Origin of the sequence: Vibrio scophthalmi LMG 19158, from assembly GCF_000222585.1 — a bacterium.
Lineage (GTDB): Bacteria > Pseudomonadota > Gammaproteobacteria > Enterobacterales > Vibrionaceae > Vibrio > Vibrio scophthalmi.
Genome location: NZ_AFWE01000083.1, coordinates 16,194 through 40,321, shown reverse-complemented (window position 1 = coordinate 40,321; position 24,128 = coordinate 16,194). Strand labels below are relative to the sequence as shown.

The window sequence follows — 24,128 nt, the reverse complement described above, 5'->3', positions numbered from 1 at the left end:
AGGGCGTTGTCTTTATTACAACAAATCTGATTGATGAGATTCTATTTATACAATAAAATCAACAAGATAACTTTTGGCACACTCTGTGCTCTATAGGCTTCATACAACAGATGTGTGAGCCAACAATTGCTGACCCACGCAATTATTATTTAGAGTAAACTGGAGAGCCCTTATGTTCTGTATTCAATGTGAACAGACGATTCAAACCCCAACCATCAAAGGCTGCTCATTTGCCCAAGGCATGTGTGGCAAAACCGCTGAGGTCTCTGATCTTCAAGATGTTCTCGTTTACCTACTTCAAGGTGTTTCTTACTGGGCTTCTCAAGCACGTCGTTTTGACATCGTTGACCAAGAAATTGATATGTGGGCACCACGCGCTTTCTTTGCCACATTGACTAACGTAAACTTCGACCCAGAGCGTATTTTGGAGCTAACCAGCCAAGCGGCACTCTACAAAGATCGTCTTAAGCAAAGCACCATAGCGGCGGCAACGCTGGCCAACCAAACCCTTGAATCTGCGCCCCCAGTTGCGAACTTTGAGCTACCTGAAAACGCAGAGCAGATCCTCGCTTTTGCACCTAATGCAGCGGTTAACCGCGGTAAAGAGCAGGTCAACGAAGATGTCGTAGGCTTACGCCTTCTTTGCCTCTATGGCCTCAAAGGCGCGGCGGCTTACATGGAACACGCTCGCGTACTTGGCCAAACAGACACCGCTATTTTTGCGCAGTACCATAAAATCATGGCATGGCTAGGCACTGAACCGACTGATCTTAATGAGCTACTTGAGTGCTCAATGGAAATCGGTTTGATGAACTACAAAGTCATGGAGATGCTTGATCTTGGTGAAACCGAGACTTTTGGTCACCCAACCCCAACCAGTGTGAACGTAAAAACTCGCCAAGGTAAATGTATTTTAGTCTCAGGCCATGACTTGCACGACCTAGAGAAAATTCTGCAACAAACCGAAGGCCAAGGCATCAACGTTTATACCAACGGTGAAATGCTTCCTGCGCACGGTTACCCAGAACTGAACAAATACCCTCATCTTGCAGGTAACTACGGAAGCGCATGGCAAAATCAGCAAAAAGAGTTTGCTAACTTCCCAGGCGCAATCGTGATGACATCAAACTGCCTACTTAACCCAGATGTGGGTCAATATGCTGACCGTCTATTCACACGCAGTATCGTCGGTTGGCCTGGTGTTGCTCATCTTGAAGGTGATGATTTCTCAGCAGTGATTGCATGTGCTCTAAGTCAACCAGGTTTCCAGCACAACGAGATCGAGCAGATGATCACGGTTGGGTTTGGTCGCAATGCGCTTATGAATGCGGCACCTGCCGTTATTGATCAAGTGAAACAAGGTAACATTCGTCACTTCTTCCTAGTTGGCGGCTGTGATGGTGACAAAGCAGAACGCAGTTACTACACCGATTTTACTGCTAGCGCACCAGAAGACACGCTGATCCTAACGCTTGCTTGTGGTAAGTTCCGCTTCAACAAAAACCAGTTTGGCGACATCAACGGTATTCCTCGTCTACTCGATGTGGGTCAATGTAACGATGCCTATTCAGCGATCCAACTAGCATTAGCCCTGGCGAACGAGTTTGACTGTGGTATCAACGAGCTTCCGCTTACCTTGGTACTTTCGTGGTTTGAACAAAAAGCAATCGTGATCCTACTTACCCTATTCGCTTTAGGTGTAAAAGGCATCTATACCGGTCCAACCGCGCCAGCATTCCTCACCGACAACCTATTGGCCATCATCCAAGAGAAGTTCGATATGCGTTCTATCTCAAACGTTGAAGATGACCTACAAGCGATTCTAGGCGCTTAATCCAGTAGCCTGCCCTCATTCGAGGGTAGGCTTTTTGGTCCAATTTCAGCCCATCACCCCACTGCGCTTGTCGTTATGCTGCTAATCAGCCATCCGGCCGAGTTTCATTTTAGCCATAACGTTAGCCACCACTACGTGAAAATAGTTAACGAGATCAGATATGTACTTTGAATGGCAGGGCTCTCATCCCGTCCAATTACGTTGCATCGACAAGTATGTTGAAACACCCGATACCATGAGCATTAAACTTGCGCCGCTAGAAAGCCAACTTGCCGCGTTTGATTCCATCCAGTTCGATTTTAAACCCGGCCAATTCATTACGGTTGGTGTAGAAATTGAGCAAAAAATGGAATATCGCGCGTATTCACTTAGTTCGATCGCTGGCGAATCTCATTTACAACTCACCATCAAGCGAGTGGAAGGCGGTAAAGTGTCCAACTATTTACTTGATACTCTTCAAGTCGGTGACTCCCTACTCGCCCTACCGCCAAGTGGTGACTTCAATACGATTGATCATCCACCAGTGCGCATCAATGATAATAAAAAAGCATTACTGCTGAGCGCAGGTTGCGGCATCACGCCCGTCTATGCAATGGCCAAGCAGTGGCTAGCCAATGGTGCTGATGTTGATGTTCAGTTTTTGCATGTCGCGAAGTCTGCTCAACAAACCATCTACTTTGATGCACTTGAGTCAATGGCTGCAACCGAAAATCAGTTCACGTTGTCACTACTACTAAAAGATGCCAGCGGAACAACGCATCCACAAGGTCGTTTAAACAAAGAATGGCTTTTGCAATTGGTGCCAGATTTAATGCAGCGAACAGTCTATCTGTGCGGCCCAAGCCAGTTTATGCAAGATACACACGATAACTTGCAGGCTCTGGGGTTTGATATGAACAATTTCTTTCAAGAAAGTTTTACACCTGTTAGCTCAACAACAGAGTCAGAACGAGACGATCAAGTGGAAGAGAAAGCGGTATCCGTTGCTGTCGAAGCGTTCGGCAAAGAAGTCGTTGCCCAGCAAGGCGCGGTGTTAGCTGACACATTAGAGGCTGCAGGACTGCCCCTGATTGTTGCCTGTCGTAGTGGCATTTGTGGTTCATGCAAATGCAAGGTGACATCCGGATCTGTGCGCAGCACAAGCCTTGAGACATTAAGCGCCGAAGAAATTGAACAGGGCTATGTTCTGGCCTGTTCGTCAACCATTGAAAGCGATCTTGCTGTGCAGATTGGCTAGCAATGCGACTTTTTTGCCATTAAAAAGCCCATCATATTGCTATGATGGGCTTTTTATTCAACTTAATTCGCTAAAGCGACTTACTAGCTGTCATCTTCAGTAAAGTTGGTTGGCAGTGTCGTTTTCATTTGGTGCCAAATGTGGCCACTGTCGATACCATACTGACGAACAATCGCTGGGATCTGTTCACGCTCACCCGTTTCACAAACTTCGTACAAGTCACGGTAAAACTTCAACGCCAACAGTCTCGTTTGTGGGTTTGAGAAGTAGTAACTGCCGACACGATCATAAAGCTTTTTCAGACCATTGAAGATCAGACCGTAAATCTGGTTACCTGAATGGAAAGCGAGGCGTTGAAATAGCATGTAGTCGTAATAATTGAATGTCTTCGCAATCAAAATAGCTTCACGCTTAAGCGGATCTTTTTCACCGTCATCTTTAATATGTTGACGAATCTTGTCAGCATATTGTGAATCGGTCATAAATGAATCCCATGATTCTGCGGTTGTAAGCGCCTCACAAGATTCAATAACATTTTGCATCGTACGCATTGAGCTTTCTTTATTTACTTTGAAAGCGTAACGCATAAATATCGGGCTGATATTAGTACGTGCTGCAAGCAAATCTTCTACGATAGAAGTCGCATTCTCAGCATCTAAGGTCATCATAGTGTCGAGAATATGCAAACCTGAAGTTTCCATAAACTGGTTTACTTTGGTCGGTTTACCGTGCTGGATTGTCAACCAACCATCTCGTGCAAGTCGCTGAAGTACTTCACGTAGTGTGGTTCGAGTGACACCAATCAGCTCTGAAAGCTCACGCTCAGCAGGAAGAATGGAACCAGGAGGGAAGCGCCCTTTCCAAATACTTTCGATTATGTATTTTTCTGCGAATCCTGCAGGGCTCTTTGCCTTTATGACCATTGAGTTGTTCCAATATTCTATTTATAGGGGGATCAGATAAACTCATCATACCACTACTTATTACGTATCGGAAACAAACAGACTGTAAAGTTCTCGCAAAACAATAATAGAGTAATAACACTAATCCAGGTAAGGCTGGGTCATTATTTCTTTATAACTCTAAACTAAAAAAATAGTACTTTAACCTCTGCTAAAATATCTGAAACGCCCATAAACAAAGGGATTTCTATTAAATCTTATTTTGCAAAAACGCAAAAACCCAGATATATAAGGGGTTATTTCACTTCAATAGAACGTCATATTCTTGGCTTTCGCACGACGTGAGACAGCAAACAGAATTTATCACAACTCGTATGCTAGCCTTACGCCACTTCGCTCGCGTTTTTTACAATTAATTGCCGCGTATTTTGTCAATATAAACATAATGATTGACTAAATAGCGCTGAAGAGTAGAGTGACGACCGAAGTTAAAAGTGCTTGTCTTTCTCAGGGAGTGACTTGGCAAGACCACATGACAGTTTTCGGAGTGTTGTTTTTCTAAGTCGCTGTTTCATCGGTATGCCATAAGTTTACCGACCACGTGAATTCAAGCGTGCGCAGTGTCTATTCGTAACAACATATAAGAGTAATTGAATCATGCCGATGTCACTCGGAAATGCATTTATTAAGAACTTTCTTGGTAAAGCCCCTGATTGGTACAAAGTTGCCATTTTCTCATTTCTTATTATCAACCCGATCGTATTCTTTTTCATCGATCCGTTCGTTGCAGGTTGGCTATTAGTTGCAGAGTTTATTTTTACTCTTGCGATGGCATTAAAGTGCTACCCTCTTCAACCTGGTGGTCTACTGGCAATTGAAGCTGTCGCCATTGGAATGACCAGTGCCGATCAAGTAAAACATGAACTGGTGGCGAACATCGAAGTTCTGCTATTACTCGTTTTCATGGTTGCTGGCATCTACTTCATGAAACAGCTACTGCTGTTCATCTTTACTAAACTGCTGCTTGGTATTCGATCAAAAGTTCTGCTTTCAATGGCATTCTGTTTTGCCGCGGCATTCCTTTCTGCCTTCCTTGATGCACTAACCGTTATTGCGGTTGTAATTAGTGTTGCAGTCGGTTTCTACTCTATCTACCACAAAGTGGCTTCTGGTAACCCAATTGGTGACCATGACCATACTCAAGATGAAACCATTACAGAGCTAACTCGTGATGACCTTGAGAACTACCGCGCATTCCTTCGTTCACTACTGATGCATGCAGGTGTGGGTACCGCCCTTGGTGGTGTAATGACCATGGTAGGCGAACCACAAAACTTGATCATCGCAGACCAAGCTGACTGGTTATTCGCTGAATTCCTAATTCGTATGGCGCCGGTTACCATCCCAGTATTCTTCTGCGGCATGCTCACCTGTGCAATGGTTGAAAAGTTTAAAGTCTTTGGTTACGGTGCAGAGCTGCCTGATAGCGTGCGTCAAATTTTAGTTGATTTCGATAACGAAGAGCGCAAAACGCGTACTAACCAAGATGTAGCAAAACTTTGGGTTCAAGGTGCGATTGCAGTATGGCTAATCGTTGGCCTTGCACTACACGTTGCTGCTGTTGGCCTAATCGGTCTATCCGTGATTATCCTTGCAACCGCATTTACTGGCGTTATCGAAGAGCATTCGATGGGTAAAGCGTTTGAAGAGGCGCTGCCATTTACTGCACTACTTGCCGTGTTCTTTGCGGTTGTGGCTGTAATCATCGACCAAGAGTTATTTAAACCTGTTATCGACGCGGTACTTGCCGTTGAAGACAAAGGTACTCAGTTGGCTCTGTTCTACGTTGCTAACGGTCTGCTATCGATGGTATCGGATAACGTGTTCGTCGGTACGGTTTACATCAACGAAGTGAAATCTGCACTGATCGATGGTCAAATTACTCGCGATCAATTCGACCTACTAGCGGTTGCTATTAACACGGGTACTAACCTACCTTCTGTTGCAACACCAAACGGTCAAGCTGCATTCCTATTCTTGTTAACTTCAGCACTTGCACCGTTAATTCGTCTATCATACGGACGCATGGTTATCATGGCTCTGCCATACACCCTAGTACTAGCACTAGTTGGCCTAGCGGGCATCGTGTTCTTCCTAGAGCCTGCGACTGCGTGGTTCTACGATGCAGGTTGGATCAGCCAACACGTTGGTGAAGTTAGCGCTGCTGTCACAGGCGGTCACTAAATTTCCCTTGATTAGGGAACTGTTACACGTTAAAAAGCTCTGAGTATTCAGAGCTTTTTTATTTCTGTAAAGGACATTACTCGTGAATTTTCTCTCAACACTCAAAACATTCTCGCAAGGGCGACTCTCTTGGTCTCTTTTGTTGCTCGCCATCGTTCTCTTTGAAGCCTGTGCACTCTACTTCCAACATGTTATGGAGTTGGCTCCTTGTGTGATGTGTATTTATGAGCGCGTGGCAATGATGGGTATTGGTGGCGCAGCGATTATTGGCTTAATCGCACCGCAAAATCCGTTCGTCCGCTGGCTGGGTCTTGCGGCATGGGGAGCAACAGCTTACAAGGGCCTAGAGCTTGCTCTACAGCACGTTGAGTACCAGTTTAATCCATCCCCTTTCGCTACTTGCGATCTGTTCGTGACCTTCCCTAGCTGGGCACCACTGAACCAATGGATTCCAGGTATGTTTGAAGCCTACGGTGATTGCGCAGAAGTGGTATGGCAATTCTTAACGCTTTCGATGCCACAATGGCTAGTGGTGATTTTTGCGGGTAATCTGGTTGCACTGGCGTTTATTGTTGTTGCACAGTTTGCTAAGAGCGAGAGCTAGAAGCAAGGGCTAGAAGCGAGAGCTAGAAGCGAGAGCTAGAAGCGAGAGCTAGAAGCGAGAGCTAGAAGCGAGATTAACGGTCTGCGATGACTGATAGGGTTGGCGATATGCCAGCCCTTTTTTACATCGATAAAAAAGCGCAGGAATAACCTGCGCTTCTGCTATCGTGTGCTTTAACTCTCGTCCACATTTTCACTGACGAGAGTTAAAAAGCAGACTGCGCCTGCTTTGTTCTAGTTCATGTCACGCCCTGGCGCTGGTGCTAACACTTCACGGTTACCGTTGTGTCCTGGTGCACTCACGATGCCTTGAGCTTCAAGTTGCTCAACAATACGTGCCGCGCGGTTATAACCAATTTTGAAGCGGCGCTGAACACCTGAAACTGAACCTCGACGTGATTGCACAACATGCTCAACCACTTGGTCAAATAGTGGGTCAGTATCCTCATCCGCTTCCATCGATTCGCCTGGTAACAGGCTTTCAGGCCCCTGTTCACCACTGATGATTTCTTCGATGTAATTTGGCTTACCACGTGCTTTCCAGTTATTCACTACGGCATGCACATCATCATCCGAAGCGAAAGCACCGTGAACACGTTCAGTATGGCTTGAACCTGGCGCTAGGTAGAGCATATCACCCATACCTAACAATGATTCCGCACCGCCTTGATCAAGAATCGTGCGCGAGTCCGTTTTGGTTGAAACGGTAAAGGCAATACGGGTTGGAATGTTCGCTTTAATTAAGCCAGTAATAACATCAACCGAAGGACGCTGAGTAGCCAAAATTAAGTGGACACCGGCTGCACGTGCTTTTTGCGCCAAACGAGCGATCAGTTCTTCAACTTTTTTACCCACCACCATAATAAGGTCGGCAAATTCATCGACCACCACCACGATATAAGGCAATTTTTCTAGCAATGGCGCTTCTTCATCCATGCTATCGCCCGGTTTCCACAATGGGTCATGGATTGGGTGACCAGCATCGGCTGCCATTTTCAGCTTGTCATTGAAGCCTTTGATGTTACGTACACCGAGTGCCGACATCAGCTTATAACGACGCTCCATCTCACCCACACACCAACGCAGTGCATTGGACGCGTCTTTCATGTCAGTAACCACTTCGGACAATAGATGTGGAATACCTTCGTAAATCGACAACTCCAACATTTTCGGGTCGATCATGATAAAACGCAGATCTTCTGGCGATGCTTTATACAGCATGCTTAGAATCATCACGTTTACACCGACCGATTTACCAGAACCGGTTGTACCCGCCACTAATACGTGTGGCATTTTTGCGATATCGGCAATAACCGCTTCACCGGCAATGTCTTGACCAAGGACGACTGTCGTCGGTGACTTAGCATCAATAAAGGTTTGGCTTCCCACTACATCAGAGAAAAATACCGTTTGACGGCTCATGTTCGGCAACTCTAGACCGACATAAGGCTTACCAGGGATCACTTCAACCACACGCACTGCCATCGCAGATAGGGAGCGAGCTAAGTCCATTGAGAGGCTCGAAATACGGCTTACTTTGACACCCGGTGCTAAATCAAGCTCAAAACGGGTAATCACAGGACCTGGGAAAATATCAACCACGGTCGCTTGAATTTTGTAATCAGCCAATTTGGATTCAACCAAACGAGCAATATTTTCTAACGCTTCACGATCGATAAAGTTTTCACGCTTCTCTGGATGGTAAAGCAACTCTAAAGTCGGCAGTGGCTCTGTCGGCTTAGGTAAATTCAGTTCTTGTTGTACTAAGAACGGGTTTTGTTTCGCAACGACCTTCGCTTGAGCATCAGCGACAATTGACTGGAATGCTGAAACATCTTCATCTTGATTGTCGTGTTCAAGCGTCACAGGCTCGGTCATTGGCACATCAACGGCCGCAGGTTGGGCGGTCGGTTGTTCACTCGGTTCTACGACATCAAACGAGCTAATGGTTGGTTCAATATGGGTAGAATTGGGTTCTACTTGCTGAGTAATTTCATCCAACTGCGTTTGATCAATCTCTGGTGCAGTTTGTGGCTCAACTTGCTGCCAAGGCACTTCATTCGGAGCTTGGTTATGTTCTGTAGGCTGAATAACAGCAGCACCTGCCGGCATTGTCTCTTGCTGCCAAGGTGGGATGAACTGTTCGGCCATATCATCCGCTTGAGTCGCATCCTGCTCTAGTTGTTCAATCGTCGCTTCAAGTTGGCGCGTACGCTCAACTTCACCATTCGAAACCGGATCATAGTGAGGGGCTTCTTGCGGAGCGACTTCCTGTGGGGTGAACTCTTGTTGTGTATATGGTTGATCCTGCTGTTCGTTATAACCCACAGCGCTTGGCGCCTCGTGAGGTTGATACGTTTCATGCAACGGCTCTTCCGACACTGTTGATGCTTGAGTCTGATATCCTTCTTGCTGTTGCGGCGAGACAGAAATACTTTCCGCGGCAATATTCGCAACACCACTTGTTGCTACCGCACTGACCGCTTCTGGCATATGTATATTGTAACGACGTGGCTGTTCATGATCCTGCTCACTGTTCTGGTCATGATCCGCTTGAGCCGTTGCTTTAACAGATGCGCGTTCAAACTCATCCGCCTGTTTGAGCTGTGGTTCCATCACTTCATCTTGTTCACCACGAACGCGGTTAAATAGGCGCGTGAATGCCTTAATCGCAGAATCACCAAGCCAATCAACTATCGTTAACCATGAAATGCCCGTGAGGAGGGTAAAACCGGCGCCCCAAAGAAACAGTAGTACCAATGTCGTACCGAGGGCATTAAGCGTCGGAAGCGCCAAACTAGTCAGTACATCGCCAATCACACCACCAGAGGAAAAATACCAAATATCATCAAAGTTGATATCGGCAAGAGCGCAACTGGTCAGAACTAAAATCGTGAAGCCAAGGAAACGAGTACCCCAAAGCATCAAATCAAGTGGATCATCTTCATCACGCTTACGTAAGCAAACCCAAGCGGTGACGACAATTAACAAAGGAATAGTGTAAGCCAGTGATCCAAATGAAAAGAACAGAGTGTCGGCAAACCAGGCACCAATGATACCGCCAGCGTTCGCAATATCTCCCGCCCACGCCGTTTGCGACCAGGATGGATCAGCAGGACTGAAGGTTAATAAGGCAACATAGAGCAAAATAGACGCCAGTACTGCCACAATAAGGCTGCACTCTTTCAGGCGTTCAGGCCCCGATAAACGGGTAGACTGAGGCTCTTCCCCGGTTTTTATAATTGTTTCGACTTTACTGCTGTTCTTTTTGAACATAACTTACTTATCTTTATTAGGAAAAAAATAGCCCGAGCAGCAAAGCTACTCGGACTATAGATTTAACCATATCAAAGCTAAAAACCCAATTGTCTAACGTCAGAATATCGAAAGGGATTCCACCTCTGTCACTCTGCGCACATAACAATCTAGGAGATTGACCAAAAAAGACCCTAGTTAACGGCACCAAAGGCTCACTAACCAAATGTTGTTAGCTTGGTCTCATCTCCTCAATGACTATAATTAGCGGGTTTTGATCACTAGCTGATTAGTTTGTTTTACTTCTTCCATTACTACGTAAGTACGTGTGTCGTTTACACCCGGTAAACGCAGTAATGTATCGCCAAGCAGCTTACGATATGCACCCATATCAGCTACTCGCGTTTTTAATAGATAGTCAAAATCACCTGATACTAGGTGGCACTCTTGAATGTCATCCAGTTTTTGTACCGCGGTATTAAACTGTTCAAACACATCTGGCGCACCACGATTTAACGTAATTTCAACAAACACCAATAGAGACGCATCAAGATACTGTGGGTTAAGTAACGCAGTGTAATCCGTGATGTACCCTTGGCGTTCGAGACGACGAACACGTTCTAAACATGGTGTTGGTGACAAGCCCACACGCTTTGATAATTCTACGTTTGAAATTCGACCATCTTTCTGCAATTCATTAAGAATATTGCGATCGATACGGTCTAGATCCTTGGACGGCTTCTTATTGTTGTCTGCCATTTTTTATTCCACCTTATTACTTCCTTGCAAAAATATATACTACATCTTCTTAATATTTAGTATCAAATGTTAAACATTTGCTCTTATACTAGATATTAATTCGACAATACTACCCTACACACAGTTATTACAACCAAAAAAAAATGAGGAGTCAGGATGATCATTGGCGTACCAAAGGAAATCAAGAACCACGAATATCGCGTCGGCATGATTCCAGCCAGCGTTCGCGAGCTAGTGTCTCAAGGTCACCAAGTTTTTGTTGAAACCCTAGCCGGATCCGGCATTGGATTCTCAGACGATGATTACATCGCTGTAGGCGCATCCATTCTTCCTACTGCTGCTGACGTTTTCTCGACAGCAGAAATGATCGTTAAGGTAAAAGAACCTCAAGCTACCGAGCGTTCAATGCTCCGCGAGGGGCAGATATTATTTACTTATCTACACCTAGCCCCAGATTTTCCACAAACTGATGAGCTAATCAAGAGTAAAGCCGTCTGTATAGCATATGAGACTGTAACAGATAATATGGGTCGCTTGCCACTACTTGCACCAATGTCGGAAGTTGCTGGACGTATGTCGATTCAAGCTGGCGCCCAAACACTGGAAAAATCCCATGGTGGCAGTGGTTTATTACTTGGCGGTGTTCCAGGGGTCGAACCGGCCAAAATCGTAGTAATTGGTGGGGGTGTGGTCGGTGCGAACGCTGCCAGAATGGCCGTCGGCATGCGTGCCGATGTAACGATTCTCGATCGAAACATTGATGCGCTTCGCAAATTGGACGAAGAGTTCCAAGGGCGCGCAAAAATGGTGTATTCAACTGAAGACGCCATCGAAAAACACGTTCTATCTGCTGATCTTGTTATTGGCGCGGTATTAATTCCAGGCGCTGCGGCACCAAAGTTGGTGACGAAAGCGCACATTGCCAAAATGAAACCCGGCGCTGCCGTTGTTGATGTCGCCATCGACCAAGGCGGTTGTTTTGAAACGTCACATGCTACTACTCACGCCGATCCAACTTATATCGTCGATGATGTCGTGCACTACTGTGTCGCCAACATGCCGGGCGCGGTCGCGCGTACCTCAACCTTTGCACTGAATAATGCAACGCTTCCTTATATAGTCAAATTAGCCAATAAAGGCTACCGCCAAGCTCTATTGGACGATAAAGGCTTCTTGGAAGGTCTCAATGTGATTCACGGTAAAGTCACTTGTAAGGAAGTGGCCGAAGCTTTTGGGCTTGATTACGTCGAACCAGACGCAGCCATAGAAATGTTTAATTAGCTCCATTTGTACAGCGAATCAAGGCATGCCTTGATTCGCTACGTTAATCATCACCTGTGTCGTCAATACCCAATTGCAGAGCAAATGAGTGGAATGGTTTCATGAGCAACCTGCATTTCACATTGCCCTGATAGATTTTTACGATACACGAAAGCCTGCTCAAACTGATTTTGTCGCATTATTTCCTCAATGGCTGGCAACGCCCCAGAGACACCCGTGATAGCGTTGTTCCTTGACGTGACTTTAAACGGCGATTTAAACACATTGTTGCTAACTTCTAACCAACCTTCAATCGGAACGCCTCGAACCATAATGGCAGAGCGGTTCGATGTGCCATAGTCGCCAAAATCAAACCAGTTACTATAAACTTTGACAAAACTTCCCGCATTACCCATCGAATCTCCATGCATATCAAACTGGTGATAAGCACCACGGCCCCCGCCTTGCATAACAAGATTATACCGTGCCACATAACCTTCACCTGGCAAGCCAGCTCCCGCAATCGCATGGCGATTACGATCAAAGACATTGCATTCTATCCTTGCTGTAGCATGACCATTTTGCACAACGACTCCATAGCCTCGTTCTGATTTGATGTTACTATGGATATAGTTATTTTTAACCACATTGTTCTTTGATGACTTAAACGATACGGCCGCCCAAGGCCAACCGAACAATTCATTATTTTCGATTGTAACGCCTTGAGCAGCGCTCTTTGTTTGAATTCCAATCGTTTTCTTAGATGAATCACTCACCTTTACTGGCCCCTCAATTACCAGCCCAGAGATAGTCACGCCCGATGACACTACGATCACCGGATATGTATCACTGTCATTGGTCAAATTAGGCTCAATCACTAATTTCCCTGGCTCATTGGATCGTCCTCTTGTACTCGTTAGCGACTGATAGGGTTTCAATGTAATAGCCCCACGCTGATTTGGTACGCCAATAGTCACACCGTCAGGGATCGTAATGTTCCCCACGCCTTGTTCAATGGCACTCACCAACTCTGAGTAATGGTAGACCTCGACTGTATCTGCTTTAAGATGAGTGAATGTTGGCTGGCTATCTATACCTAAAACGCCACATTGGCCAATGTAAGCCACTTGTTCAGCCAGTGCTTGAGCCGTAGAAAAACCGAGTAATAGGGTTATAAAATGTATTTTCAAAAGTAATTCCCGCTGATGTTGTCCACTAAGGTACCCCAAGTGTTTCGAAGATGGCAGCAAGCATGTGTCGTAACTGGCTTGCCTAAAATAATGAAACGGGGGTACCTAAACTTTTCACGAGGATTATTCTTTTAAGCCCTATCGTTAATCAATTACTTAAGCGAATGATTGACATAGTTATCATCAAGCCAACAAACCATGTAACTTTTCTTAATTTTGAAAAAAGCACTTAAAGACATCTCTTTTTCCAAGGGGGACACTTGTCTCTGTGGTCACGGATTATGGAACGTTTTGCGCGGTTGCGCTTAACTACGGAGACGAGAACACAGCGAGTTATCTCGCTGCTACGGCAACTCCAACCGTTTAATTTGTTCTTGTATTTCTCGCAACGAAGTGTTCCCGCATCCAGAACTAAAAAGGGTCGGCAATGCCAACCCTTTCGTTTATCCGTATTTTCTCGCAGTGCAGCGTTCCCGCATCTCGATTCCCGAAGTGAGGCGGGCCGAACAGTCTTCTCTGCTAGAACCAACGCTCAAGTGACGTTTTATCTAAGTGACGAAACGCGCGATTTAGAATGCGCGCCAACTCTTTATAGCGAGGCTTAGCTTTTAGTGGTTCTAGAGCATAACCGCTTTCAATAATTTTTTGGTGCAACTCACGATACCAGCCAGCAAGTGATGGTGGTAATTGTGTATTAGCGCGATTGCCTAGCCACCACATACCTTGGATTGGCATACTGATAGCAAACAGAGCCACTATCACCGCTTGCGGTAACGCTTGGTGATTGGTAAAGACCATTTGTGTAAGCACACTAATAGCTGCAACGGCTGGCATTACCTTCATACCAAAACGTGTTGCCTTTATAATGCGCTGCTCTGGAAACAGTGGCGCGAGTTCTTTGCGCACAGGCCAAGTATCCATGTACTTTTGACCATCACGTAAGCTGTGAACGAGACCGACTTTATTATTCATATTACTCTCTCACTTCCGGTACAAGGCACTTAACTTCAAAATAAGTTGAAACTTTCAACTAAACGCGTAAAAATTAGACGAAAGTTAATATTCTTTCAAATTTTTTTTGTTATATTTGTCTATTATCGCTATCCTTGGCACGCCCTCAATCTCATTGTTGCTCTTATTTACAATTTAGGCAACGTTGAGAGATATCTGCAAGGATTGCACAAGTTGCTTTCATGGTAAAGCGACCTCTTTTTATACATGGATTTAAGCGCTTTTTAAGCAAGAATGGTACGCAGTTACACTAGACTCGACTATTCTTGTGGTTAAATTTCATCCTAACTGATTTTTATCAGACGATTAACAGGTAGTCATACATGTCAAAGCTAGTTTTAGTTTTAAACTGCGGTAGTTCTTCTCTTAAGTTTGCAATTGTTGATGCAGAGACTGGTGCTGAGCACCTAACAGGTCTTGCTGAGTGTCTTGGTCTTCCAGAAGCTCGTATGAAGTGGAAACTTGATGGTAAGCACGAAGCTCAACTAGGCGCAGGCGCAGCACACGAAGAAGCACTATCTTTCATGGTAGAAACTATTCTTGCTTCTAAGCCAGAGCTTAAAGCTAACCTAGGCGCGATCGGTCACCGTATCGTTCACGGTGGCGAGCAGTTCACTCAATCAGCACTTATTTGTGATCAAGTTCTTAAGGGCATCCAAGACGCTGCGACTTTCGCACCTCTTCACAACCCAGCTCACCTTATCGGTATCGAAGCTGCTAAACACAACTTCCCTGAGCTACAAAACGTTGCTGTATTCGACACTGCGTTCCACCAAACTATGCCTGAAGAATCGTTCCTATACGCTCTTCCATACAACCTATACAAAGAGCACGGCATCCGTCGTTACGGCATGCACGGTACTTCACACCTATTCATCACTCGTGAAGTTGCAGGCCTACTAAACAAGCCAGTTGAAGAAGTTAACATCATCAACTGTCACCTAGGTAACGGCGCATCTGTATGTGCAATCAAGAACGGTCAATCTGTAGATACTTCTATGGGTCTAACTCCTCTTGAAGGTCTAGTAATGGGTACTCGTTGTGGCGATATCGACCCTGCGATCATCTTCCACCTACACGACGCACTAGGTTACTCTGTTGAGCAAATCAACAACATGCTAACTAAAGAGTCTGGCCTACAAGGTCTAACTGAAGTGACTTCAGACTGTCGTTTCGTTGAAGACAACTACGGTGAGAAAGAAGAAGCAACTCGCGCAATGGACGTGTTCTGTCACCGTCTAGCTAAATACGTAGCTGGTTACACTGCTTCTCTAGAAGGTCGTCTAGACGCAATCACTTTCACTGGCGGTATCGGCGAGAACTCTGGCCCAATCCGTGAAATGGTTCTTAACCGTCTAGCTATCTTCGGTATCGAAGTAGACAGCGAAGCAAACCTTAAAGCACGTTTCGGTGGTGAAGGTACTATCACTACTGCAAACAGCCGCATCCCAGCAATGGTTATCTCTACTAACGAAGAGCTAGTTATCGCTGAAGACACTGCACGTCTAGCAGGTCTGTAATTGACTCAACTGGCTAGCCTTCGGGCTGGCCAGTTTTTCTATAAATAGAAATTTAGGGGCTCAACTCCTATTCCATGAACTCTTCAGGGAATACGTAATTGAGCTTTTAATCCAATAATGTAAGGTAATTAGTCGATGTCTCGTACTATTATGCTTATCCCTACTAGCGCTGGTGTTGGTCTTACTAGTGTTAGCATGGGTGTTCTGCGCACTATGGAGCGCAAGGGCGTTAAAGTTTCTTTCTACAAGCCTATCGCACAACCACGTTCTGGCGGCGATCAGCCTGATCTGACTTCAACTATCGTTGGCGCGAACAGCGATATGAAGATCGGCACTCCAATGCAAATGTCTGTTGCTGAAAGCCTAATCGGTAACGACAACATGGATGAGCTTCTAGAAACTATCGTTGAACGTTACAACCAAATCAACAAAGATGCGGACGTAACCTTGATCGAAGGTCTAGTACCAACTCGTAAGCACCCATTCGCTAACCAAGTGAACGCGGAAATCGCGGCAACGCTTGGCGCAGAGATCGTACTTGTTGCGACTCCTGGTCTAGACAACCCAGCTCAGCTTAAAGAGCGTATCGAAGTAGCATGTTCTAACTTCGGTGGTACTAAGAACAAAAACATCTCTGGTGTTATCATCAACAAGCTTAACGCTCCTGTAGATGAAGCTGGCCGTACTCGTCCAGACCTATCAGAAATGTTTGACGATGCAGACAGCGCACAAACTAACGAAATGAAAGTGATGGAAATCTTCAACACTTCTCCAATTCGTGTACTTGGTTGTGTGCCTTGGTCAATCGATCTAATCGCAACTCGCGCGATCGATATGGCTCAACACCTAAACGCTGACATCATCAACGCTGGTGATATCAACACTCGTCGCATCAAGAGCATCACGTTCTGTGCACGTTCACTACCAAACATGATTGAGCACTTTAAACCAGGCTCTCTACTTGTTACTTCTGCTGACCGTCCTGACGTTATCGTTGCAGCGGCACTTGCAGCAATGAACGGCGTAGAAATCGGCGCAATCCTATTGACCGGCGGTTACGACATCCCTCAAGAAATTGAAGGTCTATGTAAACCTGCATTCGATACTGGCCTGCCAATCTTCAAAGCACAAGGTAACACTTGGCAGACTTCGCTGAACCTACAAAGCTTCAGCATCGAAGTTCCAGCGGACGATAAAGAGCGCATCGAATTCATTAACGATCACGTTGCAGGTCACATCGACGGCAACTGGATTGAGTCTATGACTGAAGGCACGCAAAAGTCTCGTCGTCTAAGCCCACCAGCATTCCGTTACCAACTTACTGAGTTCGCTCGTAAAGCTGGTAAGCGTATCGTACTTCCTGAAGGTGATGAGCCACGTACAGTTAAAGCTGCGGCTATCTGTGCTGAGCGCGGTATCGCTGAATGTGTGCTGCTAGGTAACCCAGAAGAAATCCGTCGCGTTGCAGCGCAACAAGGCGTTGAACTAGGTGCTGGCGTAACAATCATCGATTCAGATGCAGTTCGTGAAAACTACGTTGCTCGTCTAGTTGAACTACGTGGCGCGAAAGGCATGACTGAAGTTGTGGCTCGTGAGAAGCTACAAGATTCAGTATTCCTAGGCACAATGATGCTTGAGAACAACGAAGTTGACGGTCTAGTTTCTGGTGCGGTTCATACCACAGCAAACACTATCGTTCCTCCGTTCCAAATCATCAAAACTGCGCCTGATGCGTCAATCGTATCTTCTGTGTTCTTCATGCTACTACCTGACCAAGTATTGGTTTACGGTGACTGTGCGATCAACCCAGATCCAACGGCTGAACAGCTTGCTGAAATCGCTATCCAATCTGCTGACTCTGCAGCAGCATTTGGTATCGAACCACGCGTAGCAATGATCTCTTACTCTACTGGTGAATCTGGTAAGGGTGCAGACGTTGATAAAGTACGTGAAGCAACTAAACTCGCTCAAGAGAAACGTCCTGACCTAATCATCGACGGTCCTCTACAGTACGACGCAGCAATCATGGAAAACGTAGCAGCTTCTAAAGCTCCTAACTCTCCAGTAGCTGGTAAAGCGACTGTATTCGTATTCCCAGATCTAAACACTGGTAACACGACTTACAAAGCAGTACAACGTTCAGCTGACCTAGTTTCTATCGGTCCAATGCTGCAGGGTATGCGCAAGCCTGTAAACGACTTGTCTCGTGGCGCGCTAGTAGACGATATCGTGTACACAGTTGCACTAACGGCTATCCAAGCAGATCAAGCTGAGCAAGCGAACAAATAATCGTTACCTAATTCACCGATGAATTAAGTAATTAAAAGCCTCCAACTTTGGGGGCTTTTTTGTACCTGTATTTTCCCCCTTATCCACTGTCACCCTTTTCCCTTCCCACGCAAAACTCAGAGCGGTTTAGCTACGTATAAACTTAGGCCAAGTAAAAGCACCGAGCACTGATATTGCTCGTTAGGCTGGTAGGGTTTGCGCTCGTTAGCCATACTGATTTGAACAGCGAAACATTTATAGTGGCCAACTAAAATTAAATTTAACTTTGTTGGGAGAGCACAATGAAGAACGACCTCGACTCCAATGTGATTTTATTAGCGTATGAATGTGTGATGCGTAACGGTTGTAAAACGGAGCTTGGAAAAAGCTACTTAGGCATCGAAGCATTTTCCGATTACGATGGGTATAACGTCTATCTAAAGGGCAAAGGCGTTGAGCTTTCGATGGGCTTTCACAACACCTATCAGCTCAATTATGACCAAGAAAACCACAAATCATCCTTTCTACGCCAACTTGATATTTTAGCGAAATAAAAAGCCCCGCAAGATTGCTCTGCGGGGCTTTGGGTTCGTGTATATTGTTTGGTGTTTAAAAGCTAATTCGTTAGCTCATCACGGCTCGAGTTTATACGCCAGCGGTGATATGCATGCCGTAAAACACGCTACGACCTAGCAGTTCAGCAACCACAATAAGTGCAAAAGCAATCGCCATTGGACCCGCTGTCACTGGCTTGCGGCGAATGATTGGTAGTAACCATAACAACATGCCAATCGAGAGCAACACTAAGCGTGTCGCTTGTACTGCCGCATAATCAGGAAGAACGGCCAATGCTGAGGTTACACTCGTTTGTACTTCGCCAAGATGAACTGACAATTGCATTGCCACAATCACAACCGCAAACAAGCCAATAAGACCAGCTACTGACAGCGCTTTGTCAGCACAATCATTGTCATGCTTTGCAACCGCTAATAGGGTATGCGCCAGTGCCAAACCGCTCACAACCATGGTCAAGCCAAACGCTGCTGGCGTTAGCCATGTGAACCACGTTGGTACCGTATCAATCATGTACACCATCGTCATTGAGTACATGAAGATCACGCCAACCACCATCGCACCAATCATCAGAGCTTTACGCAGCGCGACACTGCCTTTGTCCAATACGGACAACAGCCAGAACAGGCCTCCGAGTGCAAAGAACACACTGCCAGACGCGATCTCATTAGATAGCCAAGAGCTGCCCACCATATTCAAAGCGTTCATCGCTCGGAAAGGGCTACCAAGGTGCATAACTGAAGCTAAGAAGCCGAAACCCATAATTGCCCATAAGCCAAACATCGCTTTATGTAGACGAGTTTCCGTCGGCTCTGACAAACGCTTAAATAAAAGCATTGCTGCTAACACCAAAAACGCACCTACCGAAGTTTGCGCTAACACCGTAAATACGATGAGCGGCCATTCATGCCATGCCATATTAAACCTCCTTCGGGTTAGCCAAGTGGCCTGTGGTATCCCCACAAGGACGCGCATGGCGGTTTGGTTTGATGATAATGTTTGGTTGCGTTAACGATGCTTTCGGCAGTGGAGCCACTTCAGCAAAGTCACCGTATTTAGCACGCAGCTCGGCAATCGGGCCAAATTCCAGCGCACGCAGTGGGCAAGAGTCAACGCAGATTGGTTGCAAACCCTCAGCGACACGCTCGTAGCAGCCGTCGCACTTAGTCATGTGACCTTTTTCTTTGTTGTATTGCGGAGCGCCATAAGGACACGCCATGCCGCAGTACTGACAGCCGATACACTTCTCAGTGTCTACGACGACAAAGCCATCTTCTGCACGTTTATGCATTGCACCACTTGGGCAAACCTTAGTACACGCAGGTTTCGTACAATGGTTACATGCCATTGATACGTAGTAAGAAAATACGTCCTGACGCCATGTACCGTTATCTTCTACCCAGTTACCGCCAGCGTACTCATACACTCGACGGAAGTTCACACCCACATCGAGATCTTTGTTGTCTTTACAAGAAAGCTGACACGTTTTACAACCGGTGCACTTACTTGAATCAATATAAAAGCCGTATTGTTTCATGATTTAACCTTATGCCTTCTTCACCAGTTGAACGTCTACTAAGTTAGTGTGCTGAGGGTTACCCTTAGCCAGCGGACTCGGACGCTGAGACGTCAAAACGTTAATACAACCACCTTTATCCACTTTGTTCTTATCTGGTGCGTACCAAGCACCCTCACCTAGTGCGACAACACCCGGCATCATACGTGGGGTGACTTTAGCCGGAATATGAACTTCGCCACGGTCATTAAAAATACGGATCAAATCACCATTTTCAATACCACGAGACTGCGCATCTAACGGGTTAATCCACATCTCTTGTCGAGCCGCTTCTTTGATAATATCAACGTTACCGTAAGTTGAGTGGCAACGAGCTTTGTAATGGAAACCGGTCAATTGAAGTGGGAAGGTTTGTCGCTTCTTAGAATCCCAACCATCAAAAGTTGACACGTAAATTGGTAGAGGGTGAATCACTTCATCTTCTTGCAATTCCCACGTGGCAGCCAAGTGTGCCAAGCGCTCTGAGTAAATCTCAATTTTGCCTGATGGCGTAGTGAGTGGATTCTGCTCTGGATTTTCACGGAACGCTTTGTAAGCAACAAAGTGACCATTAGGATCACGTCGCTTGTAGATACCCATTTCACGCATGGTTTCAAAATCTGGTAATGTTGGGTCTTGTTCGCGAGTTAGTGCGTAAAGGTGACGTAGCCAACCTTCTTGATCACGACCTTCAGTAAACGCTTCCCCCACACCCATTCGCTTGGAAATTTCGGAACAGATCTCGTAGATGCCTTTCGCTTCAAACTGAGGCTCAATCGCCTTATCTGCGAAGATGAAGTAAGGCATGTTGGCCGCCTTAGTATCCATACAGAAATCGGCTTGCTCAGATGTTGTTAAGTCAGGAAGAACGATATCGGCGTATTTCGCTGAAGAAGTCATATGGTTATCGATAACAACGATTAATTCACACGCTGTATCATCTTGCAGAATATCGTGAGTTTTGTTGATATCTGAGTGCTGGTTAATCAAGCAGTTGCCGGCATAGTTCCAGATCATCTTAATTGGCGAGCGCAGCTTCTCAACACCACGAACACCGTCACGTAGATCGGTCATTTCCGTGCCGCGAACAATCGCATCTGTCCATAAGAACATCGGGATTGAAGCCGCGACAGGGTTAGTTAAGGTAGGGAAACGAACAAACGGAATATTGTAATCTGATTCACGAGCACCAGTACCACCACCGTTAATACCTACGTTACCAGTCAATAGCGCTAACATTGCGATGGCACGAGATGCAATCTCACCATTGGCAGTACGTTGAAGACCCCAGCCTTGAAGCACAGCACAAGGCTTAGTCGAACCAATTTCACGCGCAGTTTTAATGATGGTATCAACTGGGATGCCTGTGATTTTCGCCGCCCACTCCGGTGTCTTTTCTATGCCATCTGGGCCTTCACCTAAAATGTACGACTTGTAATCACTTTTGGCCGGCGCTGATGCTGGTAGGGTTTTCTCATCATAACCAACACAGTATTTATCAAGGAATGGCTGATCAACCAACTCTTCTTTGATCATTACGTAAGCCATCGCAGCAATGAATGCAGCGTCGGTTCCCGGACGAATTGGGATCCATTCATCTTCACGACCACCCGCGGTATCAGTGTAGCGAGGGTCAATCATGATCATACGAGCTTGCGAGCGCTCTTTCGATTCCATCAAATGGTGAATCAGACCGCCGCCCGACATGCGTGTTTCAGCAGGGTTGTTACCGAATTGCACGATAAGCTTGGTATTTTCAAGATCAGAGAATGAGTTACCAGCGCCCCAACCACCATAGGTGTAATTAAGACCTTCTTTGATTTGAGCAGTTGAATAATCACCGTAATGGTTTAAATAGCCGCCGCTTAGGTTCATCATACGCGCGATCAAAGAGCCTGCCGGTGGCCACGACTTAGTGACGGTACCGCCTAGCGTACCCGTGCCGTAGTTTAGGTAAATAGCTTCGTTACCGTGCTCTTTAATGATGCGTTTCATGTTGTTGGCAATTTCATCGTACGCTTCTTCCCAAGTGATGCGCTTGAATTTACCTTCACCACGATTACCAACACGTTTCATCGGGTACTTTAATCGATCCGGATTGTAGACACGACGTCGCATTGAACGACCACGTAGGCACGCACGTACTTGGTGATTACCGTATTCATCATCACCGGTATTATCGGTTTCAACCCATTTAATTTCGCCGTCTACAACATGCATACGTAAAGGACAACGGCTACCACAGTTTACCGTACACGCACTCCACACAATTTTTTCTTCAATCGCGTCGTTAGTAGCAGCAGCAACAGGGCTAGATTTAAAAGGAAGTGAGATTGCACTGGCTGTGGCAGCCAGACCACCAACAGCACTTGAAGACTTGATAAAATCACGTCTTGTCAGGCCACCAGTTATTAATGCTTTCAGTGTTTTTTTCATAGGACAATTTCTCATTGGTTGTGAGAAAAGACTCTTTGGTCTTTGCTGCCCTTCTTTTACCCCTTAAGTAGTAAGGTTAATATTGCGCTTAATCAACTATTTTTGCGTGCTACTCACAAAACAACCCACCCTGATTCAAAAATGAGATCCTGATCATATTTTTGAACTAGTTAACATTTATTGAAACATAACATCGAAATGCTTCGCATTATTAAGAACAATTTATTGCATATATTTTATTGATTAAACGCATTTCATTATGAAGCGTAACTCGGTATTCTCTGCGAAAACACTCAGAAACTTATCCTATGCACAATGAATCAACCCTTTTTCGCTTAATCGGTGGGCTACTTTTTCACTCACCGACTTCTGAAACCGCGCAAAATATCCTCAATAGCTTCTCAGCTCAAGATGACAAAATATTAAAGAATATTGCAGAGTCATCACAGCAATGTGAGGCCGATTTACTTGAAGCGGATTTTTTTCAACTACTACAAGGTAGTGGTGATATGCCCTCTCCTCCATGGGGCTCGGCTTATCTCGATAAAGAGAACGCTTTATTTGGCTCATCGACTTTAGAATTTCGCGAGTTTATTCGCGATAAAGGCCTACAATGTGACACAGGGTTAAGAGAGCCAGAAGACCATATTGGCCTAATGTTCATGTTAACTTCTTTGCTTTTAGAACAAGATGATGTAGCTGGCGCGAACCAACTACTGAGTCAACACCTTATGCCGTTTGCACCTTATATGCTTACAGCCATGCAAAACAATGCCGAAACGGCTTTCTACGCGCAGCTGGCTGAATTCTCGTTAGGTTGGTTAGAGTATTACTGTGAAGATCAACAATTGGTGATTACTGAACGCCGTAACTACTGGCAAGAGACAGAATAAATGAGCACAAACAGTGACGAGTTAATGGCAGAGAAAAGCGATATTGATACCAGTCGCCGCGGTTTTTTTAGAGCCGCGACTCGCGGCGTCAGCCAAACGTTTGAAACACCAGACGTTCCCACCATTAACGTTGGTCGTCCACTCGGAGCGGTGCAAGAGTCGCTGTTTAACCGTTTATGTAATCAATGTGGCGAGTGTGCCGCGGCTTGTCCTCAAGGCGTGATTAACCTCTCTTCTCGTGGACCAGAATTGGATCTCAGCTTAAATCACTGCACATTTTGCCAAAAGTGTATTCATGCCTGCGACACGCAAGCACTAAATCCACTCAATACGATGGATACTGGCTTGAGGCCTAAATTCACTAATAGCTGCAATGCCCGATTATTCGGTAATTGTGAAGAGTGCTATGAAGACTGTCCTCGCAGTGCCATTGAGCTGCAGCCAAATCAGTTGCCTACGCTAAATGATAACTGTAACGGCTGTGGGGAATGTGTCTCTAGTTGTTACATCGGGGCAATTTCTCTCTGCGCAAGCCATTAGCCTTGCCAACATAATACCGATTCGTAGCCAAAGAAAAGCCTCCAAATT

At 45.7% G+C, this 24,128-nt stretch carries 18 protein-coding genes; 10 read left to right on the top strand and 8 right to left on the bottom strand.

The genetic code is table 11. The features are described 5' to 3' along the window. Positions 1 to 172 precede the first annotated feature (172 nt). Together hcp and RH88_RS07625 are read left to right on the top strand one after the other, a co-directional pair. Positions 173 to 1,834, top strand: coding sequence for a hydroxylamine reductase (hcp, locus tag RH88_RS07630; RefSeq protein ID WP_005594713.1), 1,662 nt, complete (start codon positions 173 to 175; stop codon positions 1,832 to 1,834). A 160-nt stretch (positions 1,835 to 1,994) separates the two neighbouring features. After that, positions 1,995 to 3,071: an FAD-binding oxidoreductase gene (locus RH88_RS07625; RefSeq protein ID WP_005594712.1), complete on the top strand. Its 1,077-nt coding sequence runs from the start codon at positions 1,995 to 1,997 to the stop codon at positions 3,069 to 3,071. Positions 3,072 to 3,154: 83 nt separating this feature from the next. On the opposite strand, the gene fadR is transcribed toward RH88_RS07625, so the two are convergent. Continuing rightward, positions 3,155 to 3,994: a fatty acid metabolism transcriptional regulator FadR gene (gene fadR, locus RH88_RS07620; RefSeq protein ID WP_005594711.1), complete on the bottom strand. Its 840-nt coding sequence runs from the start codon at positions 3,992 to 3,994 to the stop codon at positions 3,155 to 3,157. Positions 3,995 to 4,630: 636 nt separating this feature from the next. Between fadR and nhaB the strand changes: the two genes are divergently transcribed. Continuing rightward, a complete protein-coding gene (nhaB, locus tag RH88_RS07615) occupies positions 4,631 to 6,217 on the top strand; it encodes a Na(+)/H(+) antiporter NhaB (RefSeq protein ID WP_005594710.1) in 1,587 nt (528 codons plus the stop codon). 82 nt (positions 6,218 to 6,299) lie between these two features. Continuing rightward, on the top strand, positions 6,300 to 6,821 hold the full coding sequence (dsbB, locus tag RH88_RS07610; protein WP_005594708.1) for a disulfide bond formation protein DsbB: 522 nt from the start codon (positions 6,300 to 6,302) through the stop codon (positions 6,819 to 6,821). Positions 6,822 to 7,054: 233 nt separating this feature from the next. Here the strand turns inward: dsbB and RH88_RS07605 are convergent, their stop codons facing one another. Both RH88_RS07605 and lrp read right to left on the bottom strand, forming a co-directional pair. After that, entirely contained in the window at positions 7,055 to 10,096 is a 3,042-nt protein-coding gene (locus RH88_RS07605) for a DNA translocase FtsK 4TM domain-containing protein (RefSeq protein ID WP_005594707.1), read from the bottom strand. A 243-nt stretch (positions 10,097 to 10,339) separates the two neighbouring features. Further along, the gene (gene lrp / locus RH88_RS07600) at positions 10,340 to 10,834 is read right to left on the bottom strand and encodes a leucine-responsive transcriptional regulator Lrp (protein WP_005594705.1); all 495 of its coding nucleotides are present in this window, start codon (positions 10,832 to 10,834) and stop codon (positions 10,340 to 10,342) included. 156 nt (positions 10,835 to 10,990) lie between these two features. Here lrp and ald point away from each other — a divergent pair, with 156 nt between their 5' ends. After that, a complete protein-coding gene (ald, locus tag RH88_RS07595; protein ID WP_005594704.1) occupies positions 10,991 to 12,115 on the top strand; it encodes an alanine dehydrogenase in 1,125 nt (374 codons plus the stop codon). 62 nt (positions 12,116 to 12,177) lie between these two features. Here the strand turns inward: ald and RH88_RS07590 are convergent, their stop codons facing one another. After that, on the bottom strand, positions 12,178 to 13,284 hold the full coding sequence (locus RH88_RS07590; protein ID WP_005594703.1) for a right-handed parallel beta-helix repeat-containing protein: 1,107 nt from the start codon (positions 13,282 to 13,284) through the stop codon (positions 12,178 to 12,180). A gap of 519 nt (positions 13,285 to 13,803) precedes the next feature. Beyond that, positions 13,804 to 14,256: a terminus macrodomain insulation protein YfbV gene (gene yfbV, locus RH88_RS07585; RefSeq protein WP_005594701.1), complete on the bottom strand. Its 453-nt coding sequence runs from the start codon at positions 14,254 to 14,256 to the stop codon at positions 13,804 to 13,806. Positions 14,257 to 14,618: 362 nt separating this feature from the next. Between yfbV and RH88_RS07580 the strand changes: the two genes are divergently transcribed. The 3 genes from RH88_RS07580 to RH88_RS07570 all read left to right on the top strand — a co-directional run bounded on the left by RH88_RS07580 (position 14,619) and on the right by RH88_RS07570 (position 18,637). Further along, positions 14,619 to 15,815 (top strand): acetate kinase, encoded by a 1,197-nt coding sequence (locus tag RH88_RS07580; protein WP_005594698.1) that lies wholly within the window; start codon positions 14,619 to 14,621, stop codon positions 15,813 to 15,815. Positions 15,816 to 15,950: 135 nt separating this feature from the next. Further along, positions 15,951 to 18,104: a phosphate acetyltransferase gene (gene pta / locus RH88_RS07575; RefSeq protein WP_005594696.1), complete on the top strand. Its 2,154-nt coding sequence runs from the start codon at positions 15,951 to 15,953 to the stop codon at positions 18,102 to 18,104. Positions 18,105 to 18,385: 281 nt separating this feature from the next. Further along, positions 18,386 to 18,637 (top strand): DUF3081 family protein, encoded by a 252-nt coding sequence (locus RH88_RS07570; RefSeq protein WP_005594694.1) that lies wholly within the window; start codon positions 18,386 to 18,388, stop codon positions 18,635 to 18,637. A 91-nt stretch (positions 18,638 to 18,728) separates the two neighbouring features. Here RH88_RS07570 and RH88_RS07565 read toward each other — a convergent pair whose 3' ends face one another. From RH88_RS07565 to RH88_RS07555, 3 genes are read right to left on the bottom strand one after another with little or no spacing between them, the layout of a single operon-like run. Continuing rightward, positions 18,729 to 19,574 carry a DmsC/YnfH family molybdoenzyme membrane anchor subunit gene (locus tag RH88_RS07565; protein WP_005594693.1) on the bottom strand — a complete coding sequence of 282 codons (846 nt, stop codon included), beginning with the start codon at positions 19,572 to 19,574 and terminating at the stop codon, positions 18,729 to 18,731. Between the two features lies 1 nt (position 19,575). Then, positions 19,576 to 20,193 (bottom strand): DMSO/selenate family reductase complex B subunit, encoded by a 618-nt coding sequence (locus tag RH88_RS07560; RefSeq protein WP_005594692.1) that lies wholly within the window; start codon positions 20,191 to 20,193, stop codon positions 19,576 to 19,578. Between the two features lie 9 nt (positions 20,194 to 20,202). Next, complete coding sequence (locus RH88_RS07555) at positions 20,203 to 22,647, bottom strand: DmsA/YnfE/YnfF family dimethyl sulfoxide reductase (protein ID WP_005594690.1); 2,445 nt, start codon at positions 22,645 to 22,647, stop codon at positions 20,203 to 20,205. A gap of 308 nt (positions 22,648 to 22,955) precedes the next feature. On the opposite strand from RH88_RS07555, the gene RH88_RS07550 reads away from it, so the two are divergent. Both RH88_RS07550 and napF read left to right on the top strand, forming a co-directional pair. Beyond that, positions 22,956 to 23,540: a TorD/DmsD family molecular chaperone gene (locus tag RH88_RS07550; protein ID WP_005594689.1), complete on the top strand. Its 585-nt coding sequence runs from the start codon at positions 22,956 to 22,958 to the stop codon at positions 23,538 to 23,540. Then, the gene (napF, locus tag RH88_RS07545; protein ID WP_005594688.1) at positions 23,541 to 24,080 is read left to right on the top strand and encodes a ferredoxin-type protein NapF; all 540 of its coding nucleotides are present in this window, start codon (positions 23,541 to 23,543) and stop codon (positions 24,078 to 24,080) included. Positions 24,081 to 24,128 lie beyond the last annotated feature (48 nt).

What these genes read in the sequence shown, in the direction of transcription:
- hcp (WP_005594713.1), top strand. Translation starts at nt 173, where the DNA reads ATGTTCTGTATTCAATGTGAACAGACGATTCAAACCCCAACCATCAAA.
- RH88_RS07625 (WP_005594712.1), top strand. Translation starts at nt 1,995, where the DNA reads ATGTACTTTGAATGGCAGGGCTCTCATCCCGTCCAATTACGTTGCATC.
- fadR (WP_005594711.1), bottom strand. Translation starts at nt 3,994, where the DNA reads ATGGTCATAAAGGCAAAGAGCCCTGCAGGATTCGCAGAAAAATACATA.
- nhaB (WP_005594710.1), top strand. Translation starts at nt 4,631, where the DNA reads ATGCCGATGTCACTCGGAAATGCATTTATTAAGAACTTTCTTGGTAAA.
- RH88_RS07605 (WP_005594707.1), bottom strand. Translation starts at nt 10,096, where the DNA reads ATGTTCAAAAAGAACAGCAGTAAAGTCGAAACAATTATAAAAACCGGG.
- lrp (WP_005594705.1), bottom strand. Translation starts at nt 10,834, where the DNA reads ATGGCAGACAACAATAAGAAGCCGTCCAAGGATCTAGACCGTATCGAT.
- ald (WP_005594704.1), top strand. Translation starts at nt 10,991, where the DNA reads ATGATCATTGGCGTACCAAAGGAAATCAAGAACCACGAATATCGCGTC.
- yfbV (WP_005594701.1), bottom strand. Translation starts at nt 14,256, where the DNA reads ATGAATAATAAAGTCGGTCTCGTTCACAGCTTACGTGATGGTCAAAAG.
- RH88_RS07580 (WP_005594698.1), top strand. Translation starts at nt 14,619, where the DNA reads ATGTCAAAGCTAGTTTTAGTTTTAAACTGCGGTAGTTCTTCTCTTAAG.
- pta (WP_005594696.1), top strand. Translation starts at nt 15,951, where the DNA reads ATGTCTCGTACTATTATGCTTATCCCTACTAGCGCTGGTGTTGGTCTT.
- RH88_RS07570 (WP_005594694.1), top strand. Translation starts at nt 18,386, where the DNA reads ATGAAGAACGACCTCGACTCCAATGTGATTTTATTAGCGTATGAATGT.
- RH88_RS07565 (WP_005594693.1), bottom strand. Translation starts at nt 19,574, where the DNA reads ATGGCATGGCATGAATGGCCGCTCATCGTATTTACGGTGTTAGCGCAA.
- RH88_RS07560 (WP_005594692.1), bottom strand. Translation starts at nt 20,193, where the DNA reads ATGAAACAATACGGCTTTTATATTGATTCAAGTAAGTGCACCGGTTGT.
- RH88_RS07555 (WP_005594690.1), bottom strand. Translation starts at nt 22,647, where the DNA reads ATGAAAAAAACACTGAAAGCATTAATAACTGGTGGCCTGACAAGACGT.
- RH88_RS07550 (WP_005594689.1), top strand. Translation starts at nt 22,956, where the DNA reads ATGCACAATGAATCAACCCTTTTTCGCTTAATCGGTGGGCTACTTTTT.
- napF (WP_005594688.1), top strand. Translation starts at nt 23,541, where the DNA reads ATGAGCACAAACAGTGACGAGTTAATGGCAGAGAAAAGCGATATTGAT.